The organism is Argonema galeatum A003/A1 (genome assembly GCF_023333595.1).
Taxonomy (GTDB): Bacteria; Cyanobacteriota; Cyanobacteriia; order Cyanobacteriales; family Aerosakkonemataceae; genus Argonema; species Argonema galeatum.
Window position 1 is genome coordinate 164,874 of the sequence record NZ_JAIQZM010000006.1, and the last position, 20,405, is coordinate 185,278.

General features: G+C 46.8%; 14 protein-coding genes. 6 read left to right on the top strand and 8 right to left on the bottom strand.

Annotated features, from left to right (window positions below):
- Nucleotides 1-48: 48 nt before the first annotated feature.
- Nucleotides 49-885, bottom strand: coding sequence for an Rpn family recombination-promoting nuclease/putative transposase (locus LAY41_RS09240; protein ID WP_249096754.1), 837 nt, complete (start codon nucleotides 883-885; stop codon nucleotides 49-51).
- A 152-nt stretch (nucleotides 886-1,037) separates the two neighbouring features.
- The gene (gene pgeF / locus LAY41_RS09245) at nucleotides 1,038-1,808 is read right to left on the bottom strand and encodes a peptidoglycan editing factor PgeF (protein ID WP_249096755.1); all 771 of its coding nucleotides are present in this window, start codon (nucleotides 1,806-1,808) and stop codon (nucleotides 1,038-1,040) included.
- 263 nt (nucleotides 1,809-2,071) lie between these two features.
- On the opposite strand from pgeF, the gene LAY41_RS09250 reads away from it, so the two are divergent.
- Complete coding sequence (locus tag LAY41_RS09250) at nucleotides 2,072-2,905, top strand: biotin--[acetyl-CoA-carboxylase] ligase (RefSeq protein WP_249096756.1); 834 nt, start codon at nucleotides 2,072-2,074, stop codon at nucleotides 2,903-2,905.
- Between the two features lie 141 nt (nucleotides 2,906-3,046).
- Entirely contained in the window at nucleotides 3,047-5,482 is a 2,436-nt protein-coding gene (locus tag LAY41_RS09255) for a M23 family metallopeptidase (protein WP_249096757.1), read from the top strand.
- A gap of 298 nt (nucleotides 5,483-5,780) precedes the next feature.
- On the opposite strand, the gene ribE is transcribed toward LAY41_RS09255, so the two are convergent.
- A complete protein-coding gene (ribE, locus tag LAY41_RS09260) occupies nucleotides 5,781-6,449 on the bottom strand; it encodes a riboflavin synthase (protein WP_249096758.1) in 669 nt (222 codons plus the stop codon).
- 397 nt (nucleotides 6,450-6,846) lie between these two features.
- Here ribE and LAY41_RS09265 point away from each other — a divergent pair, with 397 nt between their 5' ends.
- The 3 genes from LAY41_RS09265 (at nucleotide 6,847) to LAY41_RS09275 (ending at nucleotide 9,095) form a co-directional block, all read left to right on the top strand.
- A complete protein-coding gene (locus tag LAY41_RS09265; RefSeq protein WP_249096760.1) occupies nucleotides 6,847-7,338 on the top strand; it encodes a bifunctional nuclease family protein in 492 nt (163 codons plus the stop codon).
- A gap of 126 nt (nucleotides 7,339-7,464) precedes the next feature.
- Nucleotides 7,465-8,589, top strand: coding sequence for an aldo/keto reductase (locus LAY41_RS09270; RefSeq protein ID WP_249096763.1), 1,125 nt, complete (start codon nucleotides 7,465-7,467; stop codon nucleotides 8,587-8,589).
- An 8-nt stretch (nucleotides 8,590-8,597) separates the two neighbouring features.
- On the top strand, nucleotides 8,598-9,095 hold the full coding sequence (locus tag LAY41_RS09275; protein ID WP_249096765.1) for a hypothetical protein: 498 nt from the start codon (nucleotides 8,598-8,600) through the stop codon (nucleotides 9,093-9,095).
- Nucleotides 9,096-9,322: 227 nt separating this feature from the next.
- Here the strand turns inward: LAY41_RS09275 and LAY41_RS09280 are convergent, their stop codons facing one another.
- The 3 genes from LAY41_RS09280 to LAY41_RS09290 form a co-directional block, all read right to left on the bottom strand.
- On the bottom strand, nucleotides 9,323-9,997 hold the full coding sequence (locus LAY41_RS09280) for a Uma2 family endonuclease (RefSeq protein ID WP_249096770.1): 675 nt from the start codon (nucleotides 9,995-9,997) through the stop codon (nucleotides 9,323-9,325).
- Nucleotides 9,998-10,275: 278 nt separating this feature from the next.
- Nucleotides 10,276-11,472, bottom strand: coding sequence for an extracellular solute-binding protein (locus tag LAY41_RS09285; RefSeq protein WP_249096774.1), 1,197 nt, complete (start codon nucleotides 11,470-11,472; stop codon nucleotides 10,276-10,278).
- 246 nt (nucleotides 11,473-11,718) lie between these two features.
- Complete coding sequence (locus LAY41_RS09290; RefSeq protein WP_249096776.1) at nucleotides 11,719-17,151, bottom strand: trifunctional serine/threonine-protein kinase/ATP-binding protein/sensor histidine kinase; 5,433 nt, start codon at nucleotides 17,149-17,151, stop codon at nucleotides 11,719-11,721.
- Between the two features lie 451 nt (nucleotides 17,152-17,602).
- Here LAY41_RS09290 and LAY41_RS09295 point away from each other — a divergent pair, with 451 nt between their 5' ends.
- Complete coding sequence (locus tag LAY41_RS09295; protein WP_249096778.1) at nucleotides 17,603-17,974, top strand: hypothetical protein; 372 nt, start codon at nucleotides 17,603-17,605, stop codon at nucleotides 17,972-17,974.
- 196 nt (nucleotides 17,975-18,170) lie between these two features.
- Here the strand turns inward: LAY41_RS09295 and cobT are convergent, their stop codons facing one another.
- Together cobT and LAY41_RS09305 are read right to left on the bottom strand one after the other, a co-directional pair.
- On the bottom strand, nucleotides 18,171-19,331 hold the full coding sequence (gene cobT / locus LAY41_RS09300) for a nicotinate mononucleotide-dependent phosphoribosyltransferase CobT (protein ID WP_249096779.1): 1,161 nt from the start codon (nucleotides 19,329-19,331) through the stop codon (nucleotides 18,171-18,173).
- 178 nt (nucleotides 19,332-19,509) lie between these two features.
- Nucleotides 19,510-20,226, bottom strand: coding sequence for a DUF2232 domain-containing protein (locus LAY41_RS09305; RefSeq protein WP_249096782.1), 717 nt, complete (start codon nucleotides 20,224-20,226; stop codon nucleotides 19,510-19,512).
- Nucleotides 20,227-20,405 lie beyond the last annotated feature (179 nt).

A 20,405-nucleotide genomic window follows, 5' to 3' on the forward strand; every position in this document is an offset into this window, starting at 1 on the left:
ATATTTTACCCCTCACCCAAACATTGCAGATGCCGTGTCCCTACATCCTTAAATTCCCCCCCTTTCCTCCAACCAATTCACCAAATCAGAAATATCAGAAAAATCAAACAACGCCTCATTCAAATCCTCCAACTCTTCAACAGATAATCCTCCCAGACGAGATTGCAATTCCCCATCTAGCACACCAAAGCGGTGCGTCAGCGGACGCATCACCATCTTTAGCGCTTCTTCTTGTTTTCCCTCAATTCTTCCTTCTTCCAAAATATCTTGGTAAATCACAGATTCCCGCATAATTCCCTCCCGGAAAAGATTGCGAATCAAATTCCTATTAAACCGTAAACCCGCCAAAATTTCAGTGGAAGCCAAAATTTCTTGGCGTTGAACAGTTGACTCTATCTTAGCCACTTCTGATGCTACTCGATTCAGTAACCCAGTCGCATCACAAGTAGCTGCCAAAACAGCCATTGGTAGCAACCCTGGATATTGTAATAATGGTTCTGGGGATTGTTCCCACATCCGAATTACTTGATATCCATGACTGGTTAATCCCTGACGAAACTCATGCTCAAATACTGCCGGATTATTATTTGGTTGCAGCCAAATTAGCACTTGCGTTACTGGGAAATTATATTGCCAATAAAGCCGCACCCAATAATTTAACATCCACAGTGGCATCGGTTTACCAGTTGGTACTTGCACTTGAAATTCTGCATTTAGAATTTCTGATTGAGTTCGTAGAAGTGTGACTGAATCAGCGCGAATTGGTTCGAGACTTAACTCGGTTTTTAACACTTCTACGCTGGTTGTTGGTTGTCCTAATAACCAACTGGCAAATCGATCGGGATATTTCTCTGCGAGATACTTACATAAGTTGTCAAATTGCATCCGATTTTTAGATTACTCCTTTCGGTGGTGGAAGACTATAGTGGGAGGGCGAAGCATTGCGGAATAAATCTTAACTCAAAACCGAAACGTTAATTCCGCAATGCTTCGCCCCTACATAATCTTGTGGTCAGAAGGGAGTCGTTTCTGCTATTCTATTTACTCACAATTCCCGACCACTGCACTTTTTTTAGCTTATCTCTGCGATAGGAAAAGAAATACTCCGGTTGCTGATAAGTACAATAAGGTGCGATCGCAATCTGTTCCCCACTTATCCCCATCTGTTCCAATTGCAACTCATTTACCCGTCGCACATCCAACCGCACTTTTCCCTCTTCTGGATCTGGCAATATCGGTGAATTGGATAATTCCTGCAAACTTGACAAAATTCCTTCTTGTTGTGGTATAATACTGGCTCCTACTTCAGCCGCCACATCCACAGAAACTTGATAGACCTCGCCTGCGATCGCAGGCCCCATCGCAATCCGAAGGTCTGGGAGGAGGCTACCTTGGGCGATAAGACGTGCGATCGCTTGCGGCACAATTTTCCCAGCAGTACCCCGCCAACCCGCATGAACCGCCGCCACCTGTCCAGTCACCTCATCAGCAATCAGTACAGGGGTGCAATCAGCACTACAAACCCACACCGCCTGCTGTCCCTGCACCGTCAGAATACCATCCGCCGATGGTAGGCCATCCAACTCTGGGATTTCCATTTGAGCGCAAATTTCCGAAGCAGAGAGAACCTTATTACCGTGTACCTGTTTTACTCGATAAACTTGGGCGTCAGGTTGCAGCACCGCCACCAATTCAGCCGGGTTGCGGGGCGAGAACTGTTGCGTAAAAAAGCCGTGCTGCCAAGGTTCCAAAAGACTACAAGTCAGATAAGGCAATCCTTCCCAGGTGCGCCAGTGCCAAACGTGCATAGAATTAATTGATTTTGTCAGATCGGGTTCAGTCTCGTGTGAGGAAATCGGGCCAGGGCTACCGGACAGTGGAACCCCACCCCCAACCCCTCCCCGCTGCGGGGAGGGGAGACTATTACTCCCCCTCTCCGTTGCGGAGAGGGGGTTGGGGGGTGAGGTTTGTCCCGGCGAATGACTGGTAGCTCACGCCAGCTACAAAACTTTGCAAAATAACAATGAATTCTATGTTAACCTAAGCCTCGATTGAGGAAAATTTTTGTATCGTGGGATTCGATCGCCAACAGTTTGCAGCAGCACTTGAGTCAGTGCGATATCGCAGGAAAGCATTAGAGCGATCGCCTATTAGCCAGTCAGACACTCAAGACCTAGACTTTTCGCTTCATATTTTTGAAACCCTCCCCTCAACCAACCAGAAACTGTGGGAATTGCTCGACGCTGGCGCTGGCCCTCTCACAGTTGCGATCGCCATTCAGCAAGAAGCTGGGCGCGGACAGTGGGGACGACAGTGGCATTCTCCTCCTGGTGGTTTATACTTATCTCTGGCGCTATCTCCCAACTTACCAGCTCAGCAGGGTGCCCAACTGACAATTTGCGGAGCTTGGGGAATTGCTACCATTTTGCGCGAGTACGACCTACCAGTATTGCTCAAGTGGCCCAACGATCTAGTACTTTCAGGGCGCAAATTGGGCGGCATTCTTAGCGAAACCAGGGTGCAGCAGGGGCGCATTACCAAAGCAGTTATTGGTGTCGGCATTAACTTGGCTAATCCAGTTCCAGAAACCGGCATTAATATCCAATCTTTCCTGACAGATCTTACCAGCCCAGTACTTTCATTAGAAATGTTAGCTGCTATTACTCTAGTCGGATTAATGTCTGGATATCATTTTTGGCAACGAGAAGGCATAGATACCCTTTTGCCCGCCTACGCAAATCTACTGACAAGCATCGGGCGATCGGTCCAGGTCGATGGACGCCTTGGAGTCATCATCGGTGTTGCGCTTAACGGCGATTTGCGAGTTCGCCTCTTACCAAAAGGGGTGAGGCCCTGTTCAGAAATTTACCTCAAGCCCGGTACAATCAGTCTGGGTTATGAATGAAGGGGCATGGGGCATGGCAATCAGGATGGGATCTTTTGCAGATTTCAAAGAAGTGAAGAATTATCGATCGTCAATCGCCTATGCCATCTGCCCAATTTGAAAATTAAAGATTTTGAGTAATTTTACTGTGTGGTGGAGATAATGGAACCAGTTTACGGCGACAAGCAACTAAAATTTAAGTCCAGAGAAGATCGGCAAATTGAAGTAACTATAAGCCAGTCAACCCCGCACGAGCAGGGTAAATCCGCCCCAACTAACTCTAGCAGCAGCTTTTGGCAGCGTTTCCTGCTGGTACAGGGAATTGGTTGGATCGGTGGTTTAGGAATTCTCGGTGGCGGCATGGTTTGGGCAAAAAACCAAACACCATCGGAGGGGTTTGTGGTCGCCCAAATTCCTGATGTTATGCCCAAAGCTGTGCCTCAAGACCCGGCACCAGAAGCTCGAAGAGAAGCCGCACCAGTTTTTACGACACGCACTCGTCCTAGAACCGCCCAGAGGTCAAGGCTGGGACGCGCTGGAACAACATCCCCATCTGTGGCTAGTAACAATAACAACTCTTATATCGACCCCACTGATTACAGTCTGGGTGCTACAAGGAGGCGGGACTTAGGTACTAGCTCTTACAAACCACCAAGTTCTGTAGTGCTGTCGGAACGTTCAACCGGCTGTCAAAGAGTTTTTAGCGGGGGAGGGGCAAGCGGTCGTTGCGGTAGCGCTGCGGTATCTAGAATAAGGGTTAGAAGGAATGCTGTCGCCAGCGATACAGTCAGTGGACGCCGCCGCCAGCGCACGCGAGATATTCCCCGTTTTTACCAGGCGTCTCGGCAAGTGCGTCCCACTCAAACCGATCGCGCAGTTCGTTCCTACCAGGCTTATCGGCAAGTGCGTCCCACTCAAACCGATCGCGCAGTTCGTTCCTACCAAGCTTATCGGCAAGTGCGTCCCACTCAAACCGATCGCGCAGTCCGTTCCTACCAAGCTTCTCGGCAAGTGCGTCCCACTCAAACCGATCGCGCAGTCCGTTCCTACCAGGCTTCACGGCAAGTGCGTCCCACTCAAACCGATCTGCAAGCAGGTTCTTATCAACTCAGTCGCCTACCGCGTCCCACTCAAAGCGATCGCTCAGTACGTTCTTACCAGCAGAGTCGGCTGACAGTGGCGCGACAAAGCGAAGATCTGCCCCGTTCCTATAGAATCAGCCGTTTGCCCCAGACGCGACAAAGCGAAGATCTGCCCCGTTCCTATAGAATCAGCCGTTTGCCCCAGACGCGACAAAGCGAAGATCTGCCCCGTTCCTATAGAATCAGCCGTTTGCCCCAGACGCAACAAAGCGACGATCTACCCCGTTCTTATCGAATCAGCCGTTTGCCCCAGGCGCAACAAAGCGACGATCTACCCCGTTCTTATCGAATCAGCCGTTTGCCCCAGACGCAACAAAGCGACGATCTACCCCGTTCTTATCAGAAAAAACGTCTTCCTATTGCCGATCGAATTACCTGGAAATCCAGGCGTCGAGATGTAAGGGTGGCGGCAATTGGAAAAGTCAATATTAGTCCGATAAATATCAGTCCCAGAGGTATTGGTCTGGGCAAACAAGGAGATCTTAGCACTCGCAGCGAAAGCACGATTAATAGCGAGATCCGGGGCAATGAAACTCTTCCCAATCCAGCATTGACCTACTACTATAAGCAAGGGCAGCCATCAGAAGCAGAAGTGGGCAACAGCAATCTACCAATAATTTTCCCATTGGCTGTTCCCGCCGAAATTACCTCTGTGTTTGGCTGGCGAATTCATCCCATCAGTGGCGATCGCCGTTTCCACTCCGGGACAGACTTAGGTGCGCCAATGGGAACGCCAGTTTTGGCCGCTCATGCTGGCAAAGTTGCGATCGCAGACTTCTTAGGCGGCTACGGCTTGTCTGTTGTTCTCCGTCACAACAACGACACTCAAGAAACCCGCTACAATCACCTCTCAGAAGTTTTAGTCCAGCCAGGAGAGTGGGTAGAGCCGGGAACTGCGATCGGGCGCGTTGGCAGCACCGGCAACTCGACTGGCCCTCACCTCCACTTTGAAGTTCGGGAGCAAACACCGCAAGGCTGGATCGCTATAGACCCACGCGCTCAACTAGAGTATAGCTTGGCTCAATTGGTGAAAATCTTTAAAACTGCTCAAGCGACTCAAGAACCAAAGGCTTACGAAAAACCTCAGCAGCCCCAAGCTAACTCCCAGCCACCTGATAGCGAGATACCTAATATTCAACCATCTGAAGTACCGCTATCTAAAGTTCAGCCAACTAACTCTCAATTACCGGAAATTACTGTTCCTCAAACTCAGGAAACTAACTCTCAATTACCGGAAATTACTGTTCCTCAAACCCAGGAAACCAACTCTCAATTACCGGAAATTACTGTTCCTCAAACCCAGGAAACCAACTCTCAATTACCGGAAATACCTGTTCCTCAAACCCAGGAAACCAACTCTCAATTACCTGAAGCTACAATTCCTAAAGCTCAGCCAATTAATTCCGACTCACCTGAAGTGCCATTACCTAACTCGCAACCTTCCAACACCCATTAGACTGGCGATCGGCATTGTCTGTCTTCATCATTGGTTAAATTTAACCGCAGATATAGCGGTTCTCAAGTAAGTGAGGTACGTAGTTGGGCTTTAGCCCTCTTAATTTAGTGGTTATATAAGCTGTCAGTCATACCTCATCTACCTTATAAGGGCTATAAAGACAGATGAACGCAGATGAACGCAGATAAGAATAAAAACACGAATTTTTTAGACAACCGATGCGTAAGGACATGATATAATATCCAATCGGTCTGCGTCAGAATTGTTCGTTTTTCCCCTCTGCCTTTCTTGGCTCTACCTAAAAATAGCCGTGTTCTATCAAAAACCCAGGTGTAATCTCATCAGGAGTCGCAGTCATGCCGCTGGAACCCGAACGGACTAATTTTTCGATATATTTGCCCAAAATATCCCCTTCTAGATTTACCCAACTACCCGTCTTGAGATGGTAGAGATTCGTTTGGGCAAAAGTATGGGGAATCACAGCCACTTTAAACCAAGTGCCAGCCGAGTCACAATCCGCCACAGTCAAGCTGACACCGTTGACAGCAATACTACCTTTAGGGACAATATAACGGGCGACAGACTCAGGAGCTGTAAAACCGATCTCCCAGGAATTTGCCGTTTGTTCTACTGCTTGCACGCAACCGATTCCATCCACATGACCCGTAACAAAATGACCGCCCAGCTTGCTGCCAACCCGCACAGCAGTCTCTAAATTTACCCAAGCATCCTCCGAGTGCCTCTGTTCCAGGGTCGTCCGCCGTAAGGTTTCTGGAGAAGCTGTGGCCACAAATCCTACCGGCAAAATCTCCACCACCGTTAGACAAACTCCGTCTACGGCCACGCTATCGCCAATGGCGAGATCCTGCAAAATCTGGTCGGCGGTATTCCCAGCGCAAGTTATCCGTAAATTATCGTTTCCTTGCAGTTGAATTGTTCCTAAACTTTGGATTAATCCTGTAAACACTGGTTTTTAGCTATAAATAATCGCTTTTTGCACAGTTTGCTTTATCTAGTCCCCAATGCAACTATCTAGCCAGATCGAAAGTCTAACTTTTTGATCGAATTTCAGATGTCTAGTTAGGATCGGCGTCAAGTCAGGGCATACTGGGATGTAAAGACGATTCTATGAAACCGCTTTGGTTGACTTAACCTGGTCTTGAGAGCCAAGATTTTGTCAATCGATTACTCTGAAAAAACATAAGTACATTGGTACTTGCCCAAAGCTGCCGAGTACCAGTTTATCAGATTCGCCGTAAGATCCCAACTATACCGTCAGGTTAGTTTGGGAGATAAGGCGGTAAAAATATGTCAACCTTTTAGTTTAACCGCTCTTTGCCCAAGGTATTCTAGAGGCCAAGCCAATGATTGAAATGAGAGTCGCTGGAATTGCACTGGATGCAATCACACGCAGCCCAATTGTGCTTCTGAAAGATTCGACAGACCGACGAGCTCTGCCGATTTATATTGGTCAGGATCAGGCCAAGTCAATTATGGGTGCGTTGGAAAACCAAACGCCTCCTCGGCCCCTCACCCATGACTTGTTTGTAAATCTTTTAGAAGCGTGGGGAATGACCCTAGACCGGATTATCATTCATTCGCTACAGGACAATACATTCTACGCCATTTTGACAGTCCGACATGGAGATGTCAAAAAAGATATCGATGCTCGTCCTAGCGATGCGATCGCTCTAGCCCTCCGCACCCGCAGTCCCATCTGGGTGATGGAAGAGGTGATTGCCGATGCTTCTATACCTGTCGATCGGGATGCTGATGAGGCGGAACGGCAAGCCTTTCGGGCATTTGTCGATAAAATCAGACCAGAGGATTTTATCGAGAGGGGCGGCTTCAGCTAAATTCGCATTAGCAATGTAAGGATTTTAGATTTTGGATTTAACGGTCGCTGGGCAAAAAAGCTGTCTGCGATCGGTAAGCTGCCATCTAAAATCTAAAATCTAAAATCTCAGATCTAAAATCGACAGATGCAATACCGAAAGTTTGGCAAAACGAATTTGCGCCTCTCAGTGTTTTCCCTGGGGACTATGCGCTACTTGGATTCCGAAGAAAATGCGCGGCAGACTCTACAGCAGGCTGTGGCGCTGGGTATCAATCACTTGGAAACCGCTAGGGGATACGGCAAAAGTGAGGAGTATCTGGGCGCAGCATTAAAATATGGCTTAGGGGTGCCGCGATCGCAACTCTATATCACCACAAAGATCCCACCCACAGCTGACCCCAAAACCGTGCGTCAGTGGATCGATGAGTCCCTAGACCGCTTGAAACTAGATTATCTAGACTGTCTGGCAATACATGGCTTGAATACCGAATCGCACCTAGACTGGGTACAAAACGGCTCCATAAAAGCAGTACAGCAAGCTATTGCAGATGGGAAAGTCCGACACTTTGGCTTCTCCACCCACGGCTCCTTGGAACTGATTCTGGCCGCAATAAATACAAATTTATTTGAATTTATCAATCTGCATTATTACTATTTCTTTCAAAGAAATGCCGCAGCTGTTGAACTTGCTCACCAAAAGGATATGGGTGTGTTCATCATCTCACCAGCTGATAAAGGAGGACGCCTTTACACACCGCCCCCAACTCTCAAAGATTTATGCCATCCACTGTCGCCCCTGGAGCTAAACTATCGGTTTTTATTAAGCGATCGTCGGATTGCCACCCTCAGTCTGGGTGCCGCCAACCCAGAGGAACTGATTGAGCCTTTGCGGGTTGCAGACAGCGATTTCCCGCTCACAACCCTGGAATTAGAAGTTTTAGAGCGTTTGCAAACTCATCAAACCAATATCTTGGGAACAGACAAGTGCAGCCAGTGTTATGCCTGCCTCCCTTGCCCAGAAAATATCAACATTCCCGAAGTCCTTCGCTTGCGGAATATGGCTGTCGCTTACGACATGACAGAATATGCTAAATACCGCTACGGAATGTTTGAAAACGCTGGACATTGGTTTTGGGGTACGAAAGGAAATCGCTGCACCTCTTGCGGCGACTGTCTGCCCCGCTGCCCAGAAAAGTTGGATATTCCAGCCCTCCTGCAAGACGCCCACGAGCGCCTTAACAGAGAGACTGGTCGGCGTCTTTGGGAATAAAATTAACCATGAAAGTAAAAAGAAAGAAGACTTTTATTTTTTGTCTTTTGCCTTTTGCCTTTTGCCTCTTATCATCTCGCATATTGCTGGCACAAACACCGTCAGATCGCACTACTCCCCCTCAAAGAAACAGGTGCCGAAATATCATTACCGAAACTACCATTTCCCAGACTGGTGTGACAAATCCTAGTCTTTGGTGGGCTTCAGAACGGTTTGGCGGTCAACTGCTAGATACCTGGTTGGTTTGCCAAGATGAGCGTCGGGTAACTATTATAGTGAATCGGCAAGTATGGACTTTACTCGATTATTTGGAACGCTATGAATTTGTTAATCACTTTGGTGCAGTTAGCAGAGATTATGGCTACAATCTTCGCGTTCTAAATCAGCAACGGGGGGTTTTAGCCACTTACACTTGTAATTTCAGTGTTAGCCCAACAGCCTGCAATCTTTGGATCGATACGATCGGTAGAGAGGGTTTTCAGAGACCGTCTGCGACTAAATTTTAGGGGCTAGAACACCGATTCATCGGTGGTTAAATTTTTACCACAGATAAAGACAGATGAACACAGATGAACACAGATAAGAGGGGGAATTTTTTAGGCAACCGATGCCACCGGATATGATATTATACCAAATCCGGGTTAACTACCTCCTTTTTCTTGAAGCCCGCGTAGGCGGGCTTTGTACGCGCAAGCCGCGACTTTAGTTGTAGGGTAAAAATTAACAAAAATAATTACAATTGGTTAGGGTCAACGCCCAATTCCCGCAGCCGCGCCTCTAAAATTTGTACCCGCTCTTCCGCATCTTGGGCGCGTTGCTCTGCATCTCGGGCGCGTTGCTCCAATTCTACCGAAGTTAAAAACCGACTGCCATCGGGACGATAAATTTGGAGAGAATCTTCTGTTATTTCAAAACGTATCTCCAGTCTTGGACTCACCCAACCATTTATTTCTTCAATCACTTCTAATTCCTGCTGGGAGTTTCTTTGCCATCCAGCCAAGTCCACTCGTTCTGGATCGTATATGTAATATTCCTCCACTCCATAACGATTGTAAAAATCTAATTTTTTCGCCATTTCTTTGATAGTATTTCCTGGAGATATGATTTCAAATACCACCTGTGGGGCAATGTTATTTTCCCTCCATTGTTTGTACGAACCCCGTTTTCCTTTTGGCCTACTAAAGGCTACCATAGCATCAGGTGCTTGTCTGATTTTGTTGTTTCCTTCGACGGGATACCAAAGTAAGTCGCCTGCGACGAATACATCGGGATCTGCGGCAAACAAAATTTCTAAGTTTTCCTTGATAGTTACAATCCATTGAAACTGTTCGGTGTTATCTGACATGGGTTGATCGTCGCTATCTGGATATACAATTTCTTGCGTTGGTGATGTTTGAAGTTGGATCATTTGTGCAGTGCCTCGAAAACTTCCCATCTAAATTTTATCTTATATCAAGTCCGTTGGCATGGGTTGTGGATGTTAATGTGTACTGTTCATGGTTCATGGCAACTTCAATGAAGAATGAACCATGAACCATGAACCATGAGATTTGCAAGAAGTCTAATTAACTGGAGTTTAGACTATCGCACCTGGATTACAATAGTCTAAACACCAGTCGCTTATCAAGCGTGCGATTCGACCAATGACCAATCTAAAATCCAAAATCTAAAATCTAAAATTCCCCCCTAGCCTTTTTCATTGCTCGATCGATCGCGAACTCCTAACCCCTGAAAGCGAATTTCTCTCCATAGGGATTGGTATTCTTGGAGAGTCTTTTGGGAAAGGGAAAGCAGGAATTCGCTGTTTTGCACAATTTCTGCTGTTGGCAATACCACCCGATTTCTGTCTGTATTGGCAAATTCAACTAGGTTTTTGCCAGCTAAAATGGGCGAGGCTGCTTGGGTAAAACGAGATAGTAAACGCGCAGTATCCGGTTGCCAACAGAAATCAATCCACTGTTGGAGTAAATCGGGGCTAGTATTGGCACCGGCGGGGCGTACCCACAAGTCTGTCCACAGTGCGGTGCCAGACTGGGGAACGACGGCTGCAATGTTACGATAACGCTGCATGACTGGCAGAACGTCGGTAGACCAACCAACTGCTAGATAGGTATCTCCCAATATCAAAGGTTGCAGGTAGGCATCGGAACTGTAGAATTTGACTTGCTGGTGTAGCGCTAGGAGTTCCTGTTTTAAGTTGGGAATTTTGTCTAGTCGATCGCTATTGTAGGAATGACCGAGTTTTTTTAAGGTTAAGCCGATTACTTCACGCGGTTGGTCGAGTAAAGAAATGCTAGAGCTAAATTCCGTTCGCCATAGATCGGCCCAATCAGTCGGCGGCTTCCAGCCATTCGACTCAAATTTATCCCGACGATAGGCAATTACCGTGCTACCCCAGCGGTAGGGTGCGCCCCAAATTTTTCCTTTCGGGTCTGGTTTGCCTTGGTCATTGCGCCTTACCAGTTCTTGCCAGCGTTGCGGCAGTTGCGGCCATCGATCGAGCTGTTTTGGGTCTAGGGGTTGAATCAGCTTTTTTGCGATCGCCTGGGTCAACCAGTAATCACCCAAAGTTACCAAGTCTGCAATGGGAATCGCCCTTTCTTTCCCAAAAGGTAGAGGTATGTTTGACCACCAATTATTCGCCTTTGGTTTCTCCTGCCAATTTTGCAGTTGGGCAAATAAATCTTTAAACTGAGTTTCCGCTGCGAAATCCAACCCAGCTGATTGTTGGAGTTCTTTACGAAATTCATTTAACAGCTGGGCTGGGATCGAATCTTTCAGCAATCTGACTTTCAGAATTGCCTGTTGCTGACCGCTACACCCTGAGAGTAGCCCTGAAACAGCCAACGCACTGCTGCCAACTAAAAAAGACCGTCGTTTCATTTAATTTTAGATTTTGGATGCCAGGATTTTGGGCTCTCTTGTTTCTAGTATGCCAAATTATTATAGCGCTTCGCGACTGAGTGAGATCGTGTCGTTTACGCATCGGTAACCTTAAAAATTTCTGCGATCATTCTTATCTGCGTTTATCTGCCTTCATCTCTCTTCATCTGCGGTAAAAATATAACCAAAGATGACAACAGAGAATTTGACGATATCATACCAAATCCGCAAGCCTCGATCCCTTTTTTACTGCGATTCCATAAATGCAACGGTTGCCTTTACCGGAATTGCGATCGCAAACTCTGCACCTTGACCTAAAGTTGAGTTCACTTCTAGCGTACCAGAGTGTTTCTCCACCACGATTTGACGAGCGATCGCCAACCCCAACCCCGTCCCTTTTCCTACTACCTTAGTAGTAAATGAATCATCAAAAATCTTCTCCCGCACCGCTTCACTCATGCCCACACCGTTATCTTTGATGTGAATTATTACTTGTTTCTGGTCTGGAGATAACGCTGTTTCGATCGTAATTTTATTGGTAATTTCGCCATAACTACACCCTTGGTTAGATTCATCTAGAGCATCGATCGCATTAGCCAACAGATTCATAAATACTTGATTGATCTGTCCTGCATAGCATTCTACTTCTGGTAAATCACCATATTTCTTGATGACCCGAATCTCTGGGCTTGTGTCATTAGCTTTGAGACGATGTTTGAGAATCATCAAGGTGCTTTCGATACCGTCGTGGATATTGCAGGGGACGGGCCGATCGCTATCGGCACGGGAAAAGATGCGAAGACTGGTGCTGATGCCTTTGATTCGGTTTACGCCTTCGTGCATCGAACCTACTAACTTTGGTAAGTCTTCCCGAATGTAGTCGAGGTCGATCGCTTCAATTTCCTCTTTAATTGCTGCACTATAATTAGGATATTCTTGCTGAAATAGATCGATCAATTTAAACAAATCATTGATGTAATCTAAAGCAAAGGTAATGTTGCCAGCCAAGAAGCCTACAGGGTTGTTGATTTCGTGGGCTACCCCAGCTACTAAATTGCCCAATGCCGACATTTTTTCACTTTGGACTATTTTTAGTTGTGCCTGTTTGAGGTCAGTAAAGGCTTGTTGGGATTCTTGATAAAGACGAGCATTTTCCAAAGAAATGGCGGCTTGGCCGCAAATAAGATTCAGCACTTCAACCCGATCGCTCGTAAATGCCCCCACCGTCAAGCTATTTTCCAGGTATAAAATTCCAATCAACTTACCTTGATTAAGAATTGGACTACAAAGAACACTTTTCGGCTGGTGCTGTTCAATGTAACTATCTCCAGCAAACTGAGGATGTAACCTAGCATCAACCAGCACAAGAGGTTTCAAACTACGTTTAACAGTATTCACCAAACTAATCGCTACATCCTGACTTGATTGTAGAGGCATTCGTGGTAATAACTCAGGTTCCTGTCCCTCTTCTACAAGGGCTGCTACTTGTAACTCAATATCTTGTTTTAGCAGTAAGACACACTTATCTGCCCCAGCGTTCGTAATTACTATTTTTAGCAGAGTAGTCAAGAGTTTATTTAGTTCAATTTCCCCAGAAATAGCTTGAGAGACTTTTAGTAGAGTAGCCAAATCTAGAACTTCAGAGACGCTACTAGAAGAACGGGTAGAAGCGATCGTTCCCTGGGTAATAGTTCCCTTCAAGGAGGTAGAGGAACAAGATTGCTGAAGGATAGGAGCCAGGAGTTGGGGATAACGTTTTTCCAGATCGTCTACTTTAGCCTTGGCTCCCCATCGGGCATAACAGTAATATGCCTCAATCATGTAGGCTTGAGCGACTTTTTCTTTGCCCCATTCCAAGTAGAATTTGGCTGTGAGTTCGTTGGCGAGGGCTTCTTCGTTGAGGAATTGATTTTCTTTAGCGAGGGAGATGGCGCGATCGTAATAATCGATCGCATCGGGTTTATTGCCCAAAACCCGATGCTTTTCTGCCTCAACCAAATACCATTTATGCAGATAATTCATCGGAGCATTTTGTGCCCACTGTTGCAGAGTGGTTTGATGAGTTTCCACCAGGGCGAGAATTTCAGCTTGCTCAGTTTCTGGCTGTGTGGGGAAAAGTGCTAGGTGTGTCAGGGCTGCATAGAAATGGAAAATGGGAACAAAAACAAATCCCGATACTGCCATCAAATACGGCTTGGCTTGGGCAATATGGTCTAGGGCAGCCGTGTAATTGCCCCATAAGTAGGCAAGCAACAGTTTGTAGATGTAGAGAGCAGCGATCGCACTGAGGTCATTGTCCTGATGATGCTTAGGAATCATCACCGTTTCATCGTAGGCAGTTCCAATTAAGCAATCCGGTTGACTCGCAGTTTCCCGCAAATTCTGCACCATCTGCTGCGTCATATCCAAATAAGTCTGGGCAGAATATTGCTTTACCTGCGCCAAGGCAGCGCTGTAACCTACTATTTCTGGTTCCCAAGTGTCTAGTTCCACCCCACCGAAAAAGTTGGCATAAAAGTAAATACTTATGTTGTAGCCAGCGTATAGAAAATCGCCAGTTTCCATGCCGGCAGTATAGCCATCTTTCAGCCTCGGTATTGTTGCCCTCAGACCTTCTTGGCGATGCTGAATAAATGCCCCAAATAGCAGCAGAATCATCGACTTGAATTCCCGCACATTGAACCGTTCGAGCAATGAGAGCGCCAATCGCCCAAAGCCATAGCCCGTTTCGACTTCTCCCAAAAAAGCACACAGCACCATCCCGTGAATTGCATACCCCACCGTCGATGCGGGCGCATTCCCAAACTGGAGTGATAAACTCACCATCGTCGAGCTCAGTAGGGGTAGCAAACCCGTCTTTCCCACAAAAATTGTTGCAAACAACATACCTAACAGTTGCATGGCTGCCTGAGTTTGAGGATCGGTCATCAGAGGCAGATTAGCCAGTTCTTCAATCTGTCTGCCCTGGAGTTGGCTGGCAAGGGTTTGTAGCGCTTTGCCAATCAAGGCTTCGTCAGGTTCGGTGGGGAGTTCAACCCCCAATTGTCCCAGGGCATTTCTGCCTATTGCGATCGCTTCTAACGTCTTGCTCTGGGCTGTCTGGGCGACGATTGAAATTTCGTAAATTTTGATTTTGTCTAAAATTGTCTGTGCATTTTGTAACACCCGTGCTGCCATCTGTTCCATGCCATCAAATTCACCATTCAAATAAGCGGCTTCGGTAGCAGCAACATAGAGATTTAGGGTCAATTCATACTGACTCTGCCAACAGTTAGCTGTCAAGAGTTCAATCCCTGTTTGCAGATAGATATTTGCCGCCGCGTAGGCGGTAGAACTTCTTGCCTTGCGTCCGGCTTTTAAGTTCAGTTGAGCTAATGCTTCCCGATCGCTCGGTTGGGTGATTAACTCTTCTCCTAGATTCAAATGCCCGACAATATCAAACAGTTTTTCCTCTTGCTCTATTCCTGAATAATTTTGCTGAAGTAATTGTCCGACTTTGAGATGCGTTGCTTTTTTCTGTGAATCAGGAATGAGTGAATAGGCAGCTTGTTGGACGCGATCGTGCAGAAATTTGTAATTTGCATTAGCAGCAGTTGGGTTAACAGTGGCGATATCCTCACTTTGGGTGAAGAATTTATAGACTTCGGTAGTGGGTACGAGCAAGCCTTCTTGTAACGCTTTCCACAAATCAGCCGCCGTTTCTTCGGGTGACTTTTCTGAAACGATCGCCAAAGTAGCTAAATCAAACTGCGCTCCAATACAAGCTGCAAACTTCAACCCAGACTGAGTTGCGATCGGCAACTTCTGCAATTGCAGTGCCATAAACTCTACCACATCATCGGTAATAGCTAAAGCTCTGACTTGAGCAATATCGCATTGCCAATACCGGATATTCCAATCAAAGGTAATCAGCCCATCGTCATGTAATGCCTTAAGGAACTGTGTGGCAAAGAAGGGATTACCTTGAGTTTTTTGATAAACCAATTCTGTTAAAGGTTGAGCAAGAGGCAAATCGCAATTCAGCGTATCAGCCACCAACTGATTCATATCTGCTAAACTCAACGGTTGCAGCGTAATAGTATTCACCGTTGCCCCAGACTTAACAATCTCATCCACCGCCAACATAAACGGGTGAACGGGCGACACTTCATTATCCCGATAAGCACCCAACACCAATAAATGCCCCGTATCCTCCATCAACAGTTGTAATAACTTCAAAGATGCGCCATCCGCCCACTGCAGATCGTCCAAAAACATCACTAAGGGATGTTCGGCTGTGGTAAACACTTGCACAAATTTCTGCATCAGCAGATTGAAGCGATTCTGTGCCGCACTTCCCGACAGTTCTGGTGCAGGAGGTTGAGTGCCAATGATTCGTTCTAATTCAGGAATTACCTCGATCAAGACTTGCCCATTGTCTCCAACTGCTGACAAAATTCTAGTTTTCCAGCTTTGTAACTGAACGTCTGATTCTGATAGCAACTGCCCCATTAAATCCCGGAAGGCTTGCACAAATGCCGAAAAAGGAATATTACGCTGAAATTGGTCGTATTTGCCTTTGATAAAATAACCGCGCTGACGAACAATCGGCTTATGAACTTCATTCACGACTGCGGTTTTGCCAATGCCCGAAAAACCTGCTACGAGCATCATTTCGGTGCTGCCCGCGCTGACTCTTTCAAAGGCTGCTAATAAATTATCAATTTCAGTTTCTCTGCCGTATAGCTTTTCGGGGATTAGGAAACGGTCTGTAATATCCCGCGTTCCCAATGCAAATGGCTCAATGTTACCCGTTTCTTGTAATTGAGCCAGACACATCTCTAAATCGTGCTTCAGTCCTAATGCACTTTGATAGCGATTTTCTGCATTTTTCGCCATCAGTTTACTGACAATTTGCGATAAAATTAGGGGAATTTCTGGCTTGATTTGATGCACCGGAATCGGCTGTTTGGCTAAATGACAATGCACCAACTCCATTGGATCGTCTGACACAAAGGGTAACTGTCTTGTCAACAATTCATAGAAGGTTACACCGAGGGAATAAAAGTCACTCCGATAGTCAATGCCGCGATTCATTCTTCCTGTCTGTTCTGGGGAGAGATAGGCTAATGTTCCTTCGAGGATGTTGGGATTCTGGATTTCTTGGGTTTCGCGGGGAAGCAGGGAAGAAATACTGAAGTCAATCAGTTTGATTTGTTTGTTATCTGGGTTAATCAGGATATTGGCGGGTTTGATATCTTTATGAATAACTCGGTTTTGGTAGAGATAGTGGAGAATATCTGCTAGTTGTAGGGCTAGGTCAAGAAAGTTTTCTAAAGATAAAGATTTAGAGGGTTGGGTTTTATTAGTTGCCCCCCTGAGATAAGTGGACAGGGAGACTCCTCCAAAGTCCTCCATTATCAACGCATAGGCGTTTTTGTAAGGTGCTAAATCGAGGGGTTTAACAATACTGGGGAGGTTGAGATTTTTGGCAATGGTATATTGGTTGCGAAACTGCACCAATTCACTGAAGTTGGGGTATTCGTTTCGCAGCAGTTTGATGACGACGGGAGTGCGTAGGCCCAACGCCTTGCCGTCTTCGCCATCGCTCTCCCGAATACCCCGATAAACTAGAGTGCGATCGCCTGCATAGAGTTGTTCTGTGATACGGTGCCCCAGCAGGTGAGTGATTGCATCCATTTTCCAGTCCTAACAAAAAATTTAGGTCACTACACTTCCTAGTTTACCCAGCAGACTAGGAAAAATTCCCAATTGCCTTTCCAGCCCTTTTCAGGTGGCTGAAGTACACCCAACTTACCGCCCTATCAGCGGGGCTGTTAACCTGTCCGCCCATTCTCTTACTTCTCACGAGCCATGTCAGCAGACCCAATCCCCTTCATTTTTGCAAGCATCTGCTTTGGAAAGCCTAATTTCTGCAAACAGTAACAAAAGTTACGCCATAATTGTTAACAGGGGGGGATAGTAATGTTCTCCTATTCAGCCCAGCCATAGAGTTTGAAGTTGTTTGACCATAGATAGAACTGTTTGTTCAGCTAATCTGCTTCAAAAGTTAAATGATTCTATTGTTAGAGAAAGTTAAACTGTTGGTTGCGTAGGATGAAATAATAAATTAAGAAAATTGGGGACTGGAATGGAATCCATACGAAATCAAGTCGTCGCTGTGAATAATAAAGTCGATGCCCTCTACCAAATGGTGGAGCAGCTAACTAGCCAAATATCTGAGGTTGTGTCTGAAACAAGGCGGACGACGGGATCTATCACTGATTCCTCGGCTTGGAAGCTCAGTGATGGACGCTATCCCTATAAAGGGAGCAGAATGGATTCTGCACTGGCACACAAGGATGTGCTGGCAGATACCAGCTATGTAGACTCTGGTTCTCACAACCGCGAAAAAGAGTTGGCACCAGAAATTCAAATCCAGCGACTAACGGCACAACTAACAGCAGCTTACAATCGCATCGCTGCATTGGAAGAACAGTTACTGGCTCAAAGAGTCCATTAATATCATGTCCGGTTAATCACTTATGATATCTGTAGTAGGGCCTTTGGAACGAAACCCAACCCGAACTTAAAGCTAAAGTTGGGTTTCACTCTGTTCAACCCAACCTACGGCAATAAAATTTCTTGCTGCATTGGAAGAACAGTTACTGGCTCAAAGAGTCCATTAAAAGGGCTGTGCAGCCTAATGTCATCCTTAATTAGGCGCAGTATCGGTCTACTAATGCTTCGATGGCCTGAAGAAGTTCGGCTTGTTTCCAGCCTGCGTATAGATGAGCTGCGATCGCACAAGCACCAGCTCCCATACCTTCTTTCACGTATCCCTGTTCGTAGGCTTGCAGCTTTTCGTAACGAGAAGTGGCAAAACTCAGCTGAGTTGCCAGTAGGGGTACAGAGCCAACAATTTGCGCTAATCCAACCGTGTCGCCGCTAGGGTCTTCTACCACCCAGCGGGTAGTTCCCACCACGATTTGTTCCGGTTCCCAAACCAAGGAATATTCTTTGGCTATTGCCTGAATCAAAGCATAGACAGCCAGCATTTGCGTTCCACCGGCAAGCATGACGCCACAGGTGCGCGAAGCTGCGATCGCCATCCCAGCTACCGCCACTTGCATCGGGTCTCCCACGGCGGCGACTACTTGTAGGGGATCGATCGATTTTGGATTTTGGATTTTGGATTTGGGATTGGGAATTTCTCTTTGAGCATCACTTTGCCACTTTCCCTCGCTCCCAAGTCTGGCATTTTCTAATCCGGTCTGCACCAGAGCCCACTTTTGGTCATGATTGCAAGTGGGATGGCTGCTGTTAACCTTCCCCGCAGCGGGAACGCCTAAGCCAGTTAAAACAGCTAGTGCGGTGGTGGTTCCCCCCACCACGCATTCCCCTAAAACTATGAAGCCGGAATCGCTTACAGCAGCTAGCTTTTCTCCCCAAATTAACCCCTCCTCCAACAAATGGCGTACCGTTTCCAGTGGGAGGGCGTTACCCGAACTCAGACAGCGAGCTGCCCTACCCCCTAGATCGATCGTCGGTACAGACGGCGGCTGGGGCAAACCAGCATTAAACAGATAGAGTGGCAGTGAAAGCGCTTCAACTACCGCACGGGAAATCAGTACCGGCGAGGCACCCGCGTGTAGGGGTGGTAAGGGATATTTAGGCTTAGGTACAGGGCCACTGTACAAAAATTCTGCATCTGCTAGAGCAGTAAATTGGCGGTCTAGGGGAGTGCGTCCGGCAGCAGAAATACCAGGGATCGAGCCGGTTTCTGTAAATCCCAACACGCAAGCAAAAACTGGCTGGCGACCTCTATATTGCCGCAGCCACTCGTTTCCCTTCTCTACCTGCGTGTAAATTTCAATCATTGCCTAAATTTAGGGGCTAGAAAAGTCAAAAGTCAAAAGTCAAAAAATAATTAATTACCACTGACAACTGACAACTGACCACTGACAACTGACCACTGACAACTGACAACTGACCACTGACAACTGACAACTGACCACTGACCACTGACCACTGACTAATGACCAATTTTCTTTTGACTTACTCTTCGTAATCCAGGAGGACTTGTATCCAATTTGGAGGCTGAGGAATTGGATTACCCAGGCGTTCTAATAGCAGCCATGCGGCCAAATGTACGACTAACAGATAAACCAGGTTACTCAGAAGTACCATCCCCACTGCAAATACCTGAATCGCCACTAAACTTGGCTCTATAAGTAACCCCAGTTTCAGAAATACCCACTCCAACATCTGCGTCACTTGGGTGATTAGATAAACCCACACATCTTCGCCCAGCAGGATTGAAACCAGCCAGAAGCGAAAAAAGAATCCAATGGTTCCCAAAAGCGTACCTAAGCATATAGATACAGTCCAGCCGGTTTGGCGTCGCCAACAAGCCCCCAGGAGAACGCCCAACAAACCATAGGGGATCAAAAACTGAATGCTGCGCGGCGGGCCCATCAGCACCGATAGCAGCAATCCCGAAACCAAAGCTGCCATCCAAGCAGCTCGTTTGCCCCACCGCAGGTAAAGCAAGGCAATAGGCACCGGGAAAAATATTCGCAACAATGGGCCAAGGGGAAAATAGTAGTTAACCAGCCAAATCAAACTGGCGGTACTGGCTAAAAAAGCGGTTTCCACCAGCACCAAAGGGGCTTCGGCCCGAACTTTTGGTTCGGACAGATGAGGATTGGAAGCAGAAGAGGCTACAGGCTCTCTGGCAGCCGATTCAGGGCTCTCTTCAAAAGACTCACTCATGTATTAGGGGCTAGGGGCTAGGGGAAGAAGGGTCTAATCAAGGGTTTGGTGGAATTGAGAATGTCCTAACCGCCAAGGCGGTTGCTATAAATCCCAAAAGGTAAGCTGTCGCGCATCTAAGTTGTAGTTAGGGACGGGCGAGACGCCCATCCCACAAGAATTTCATTAAATTGACTGTA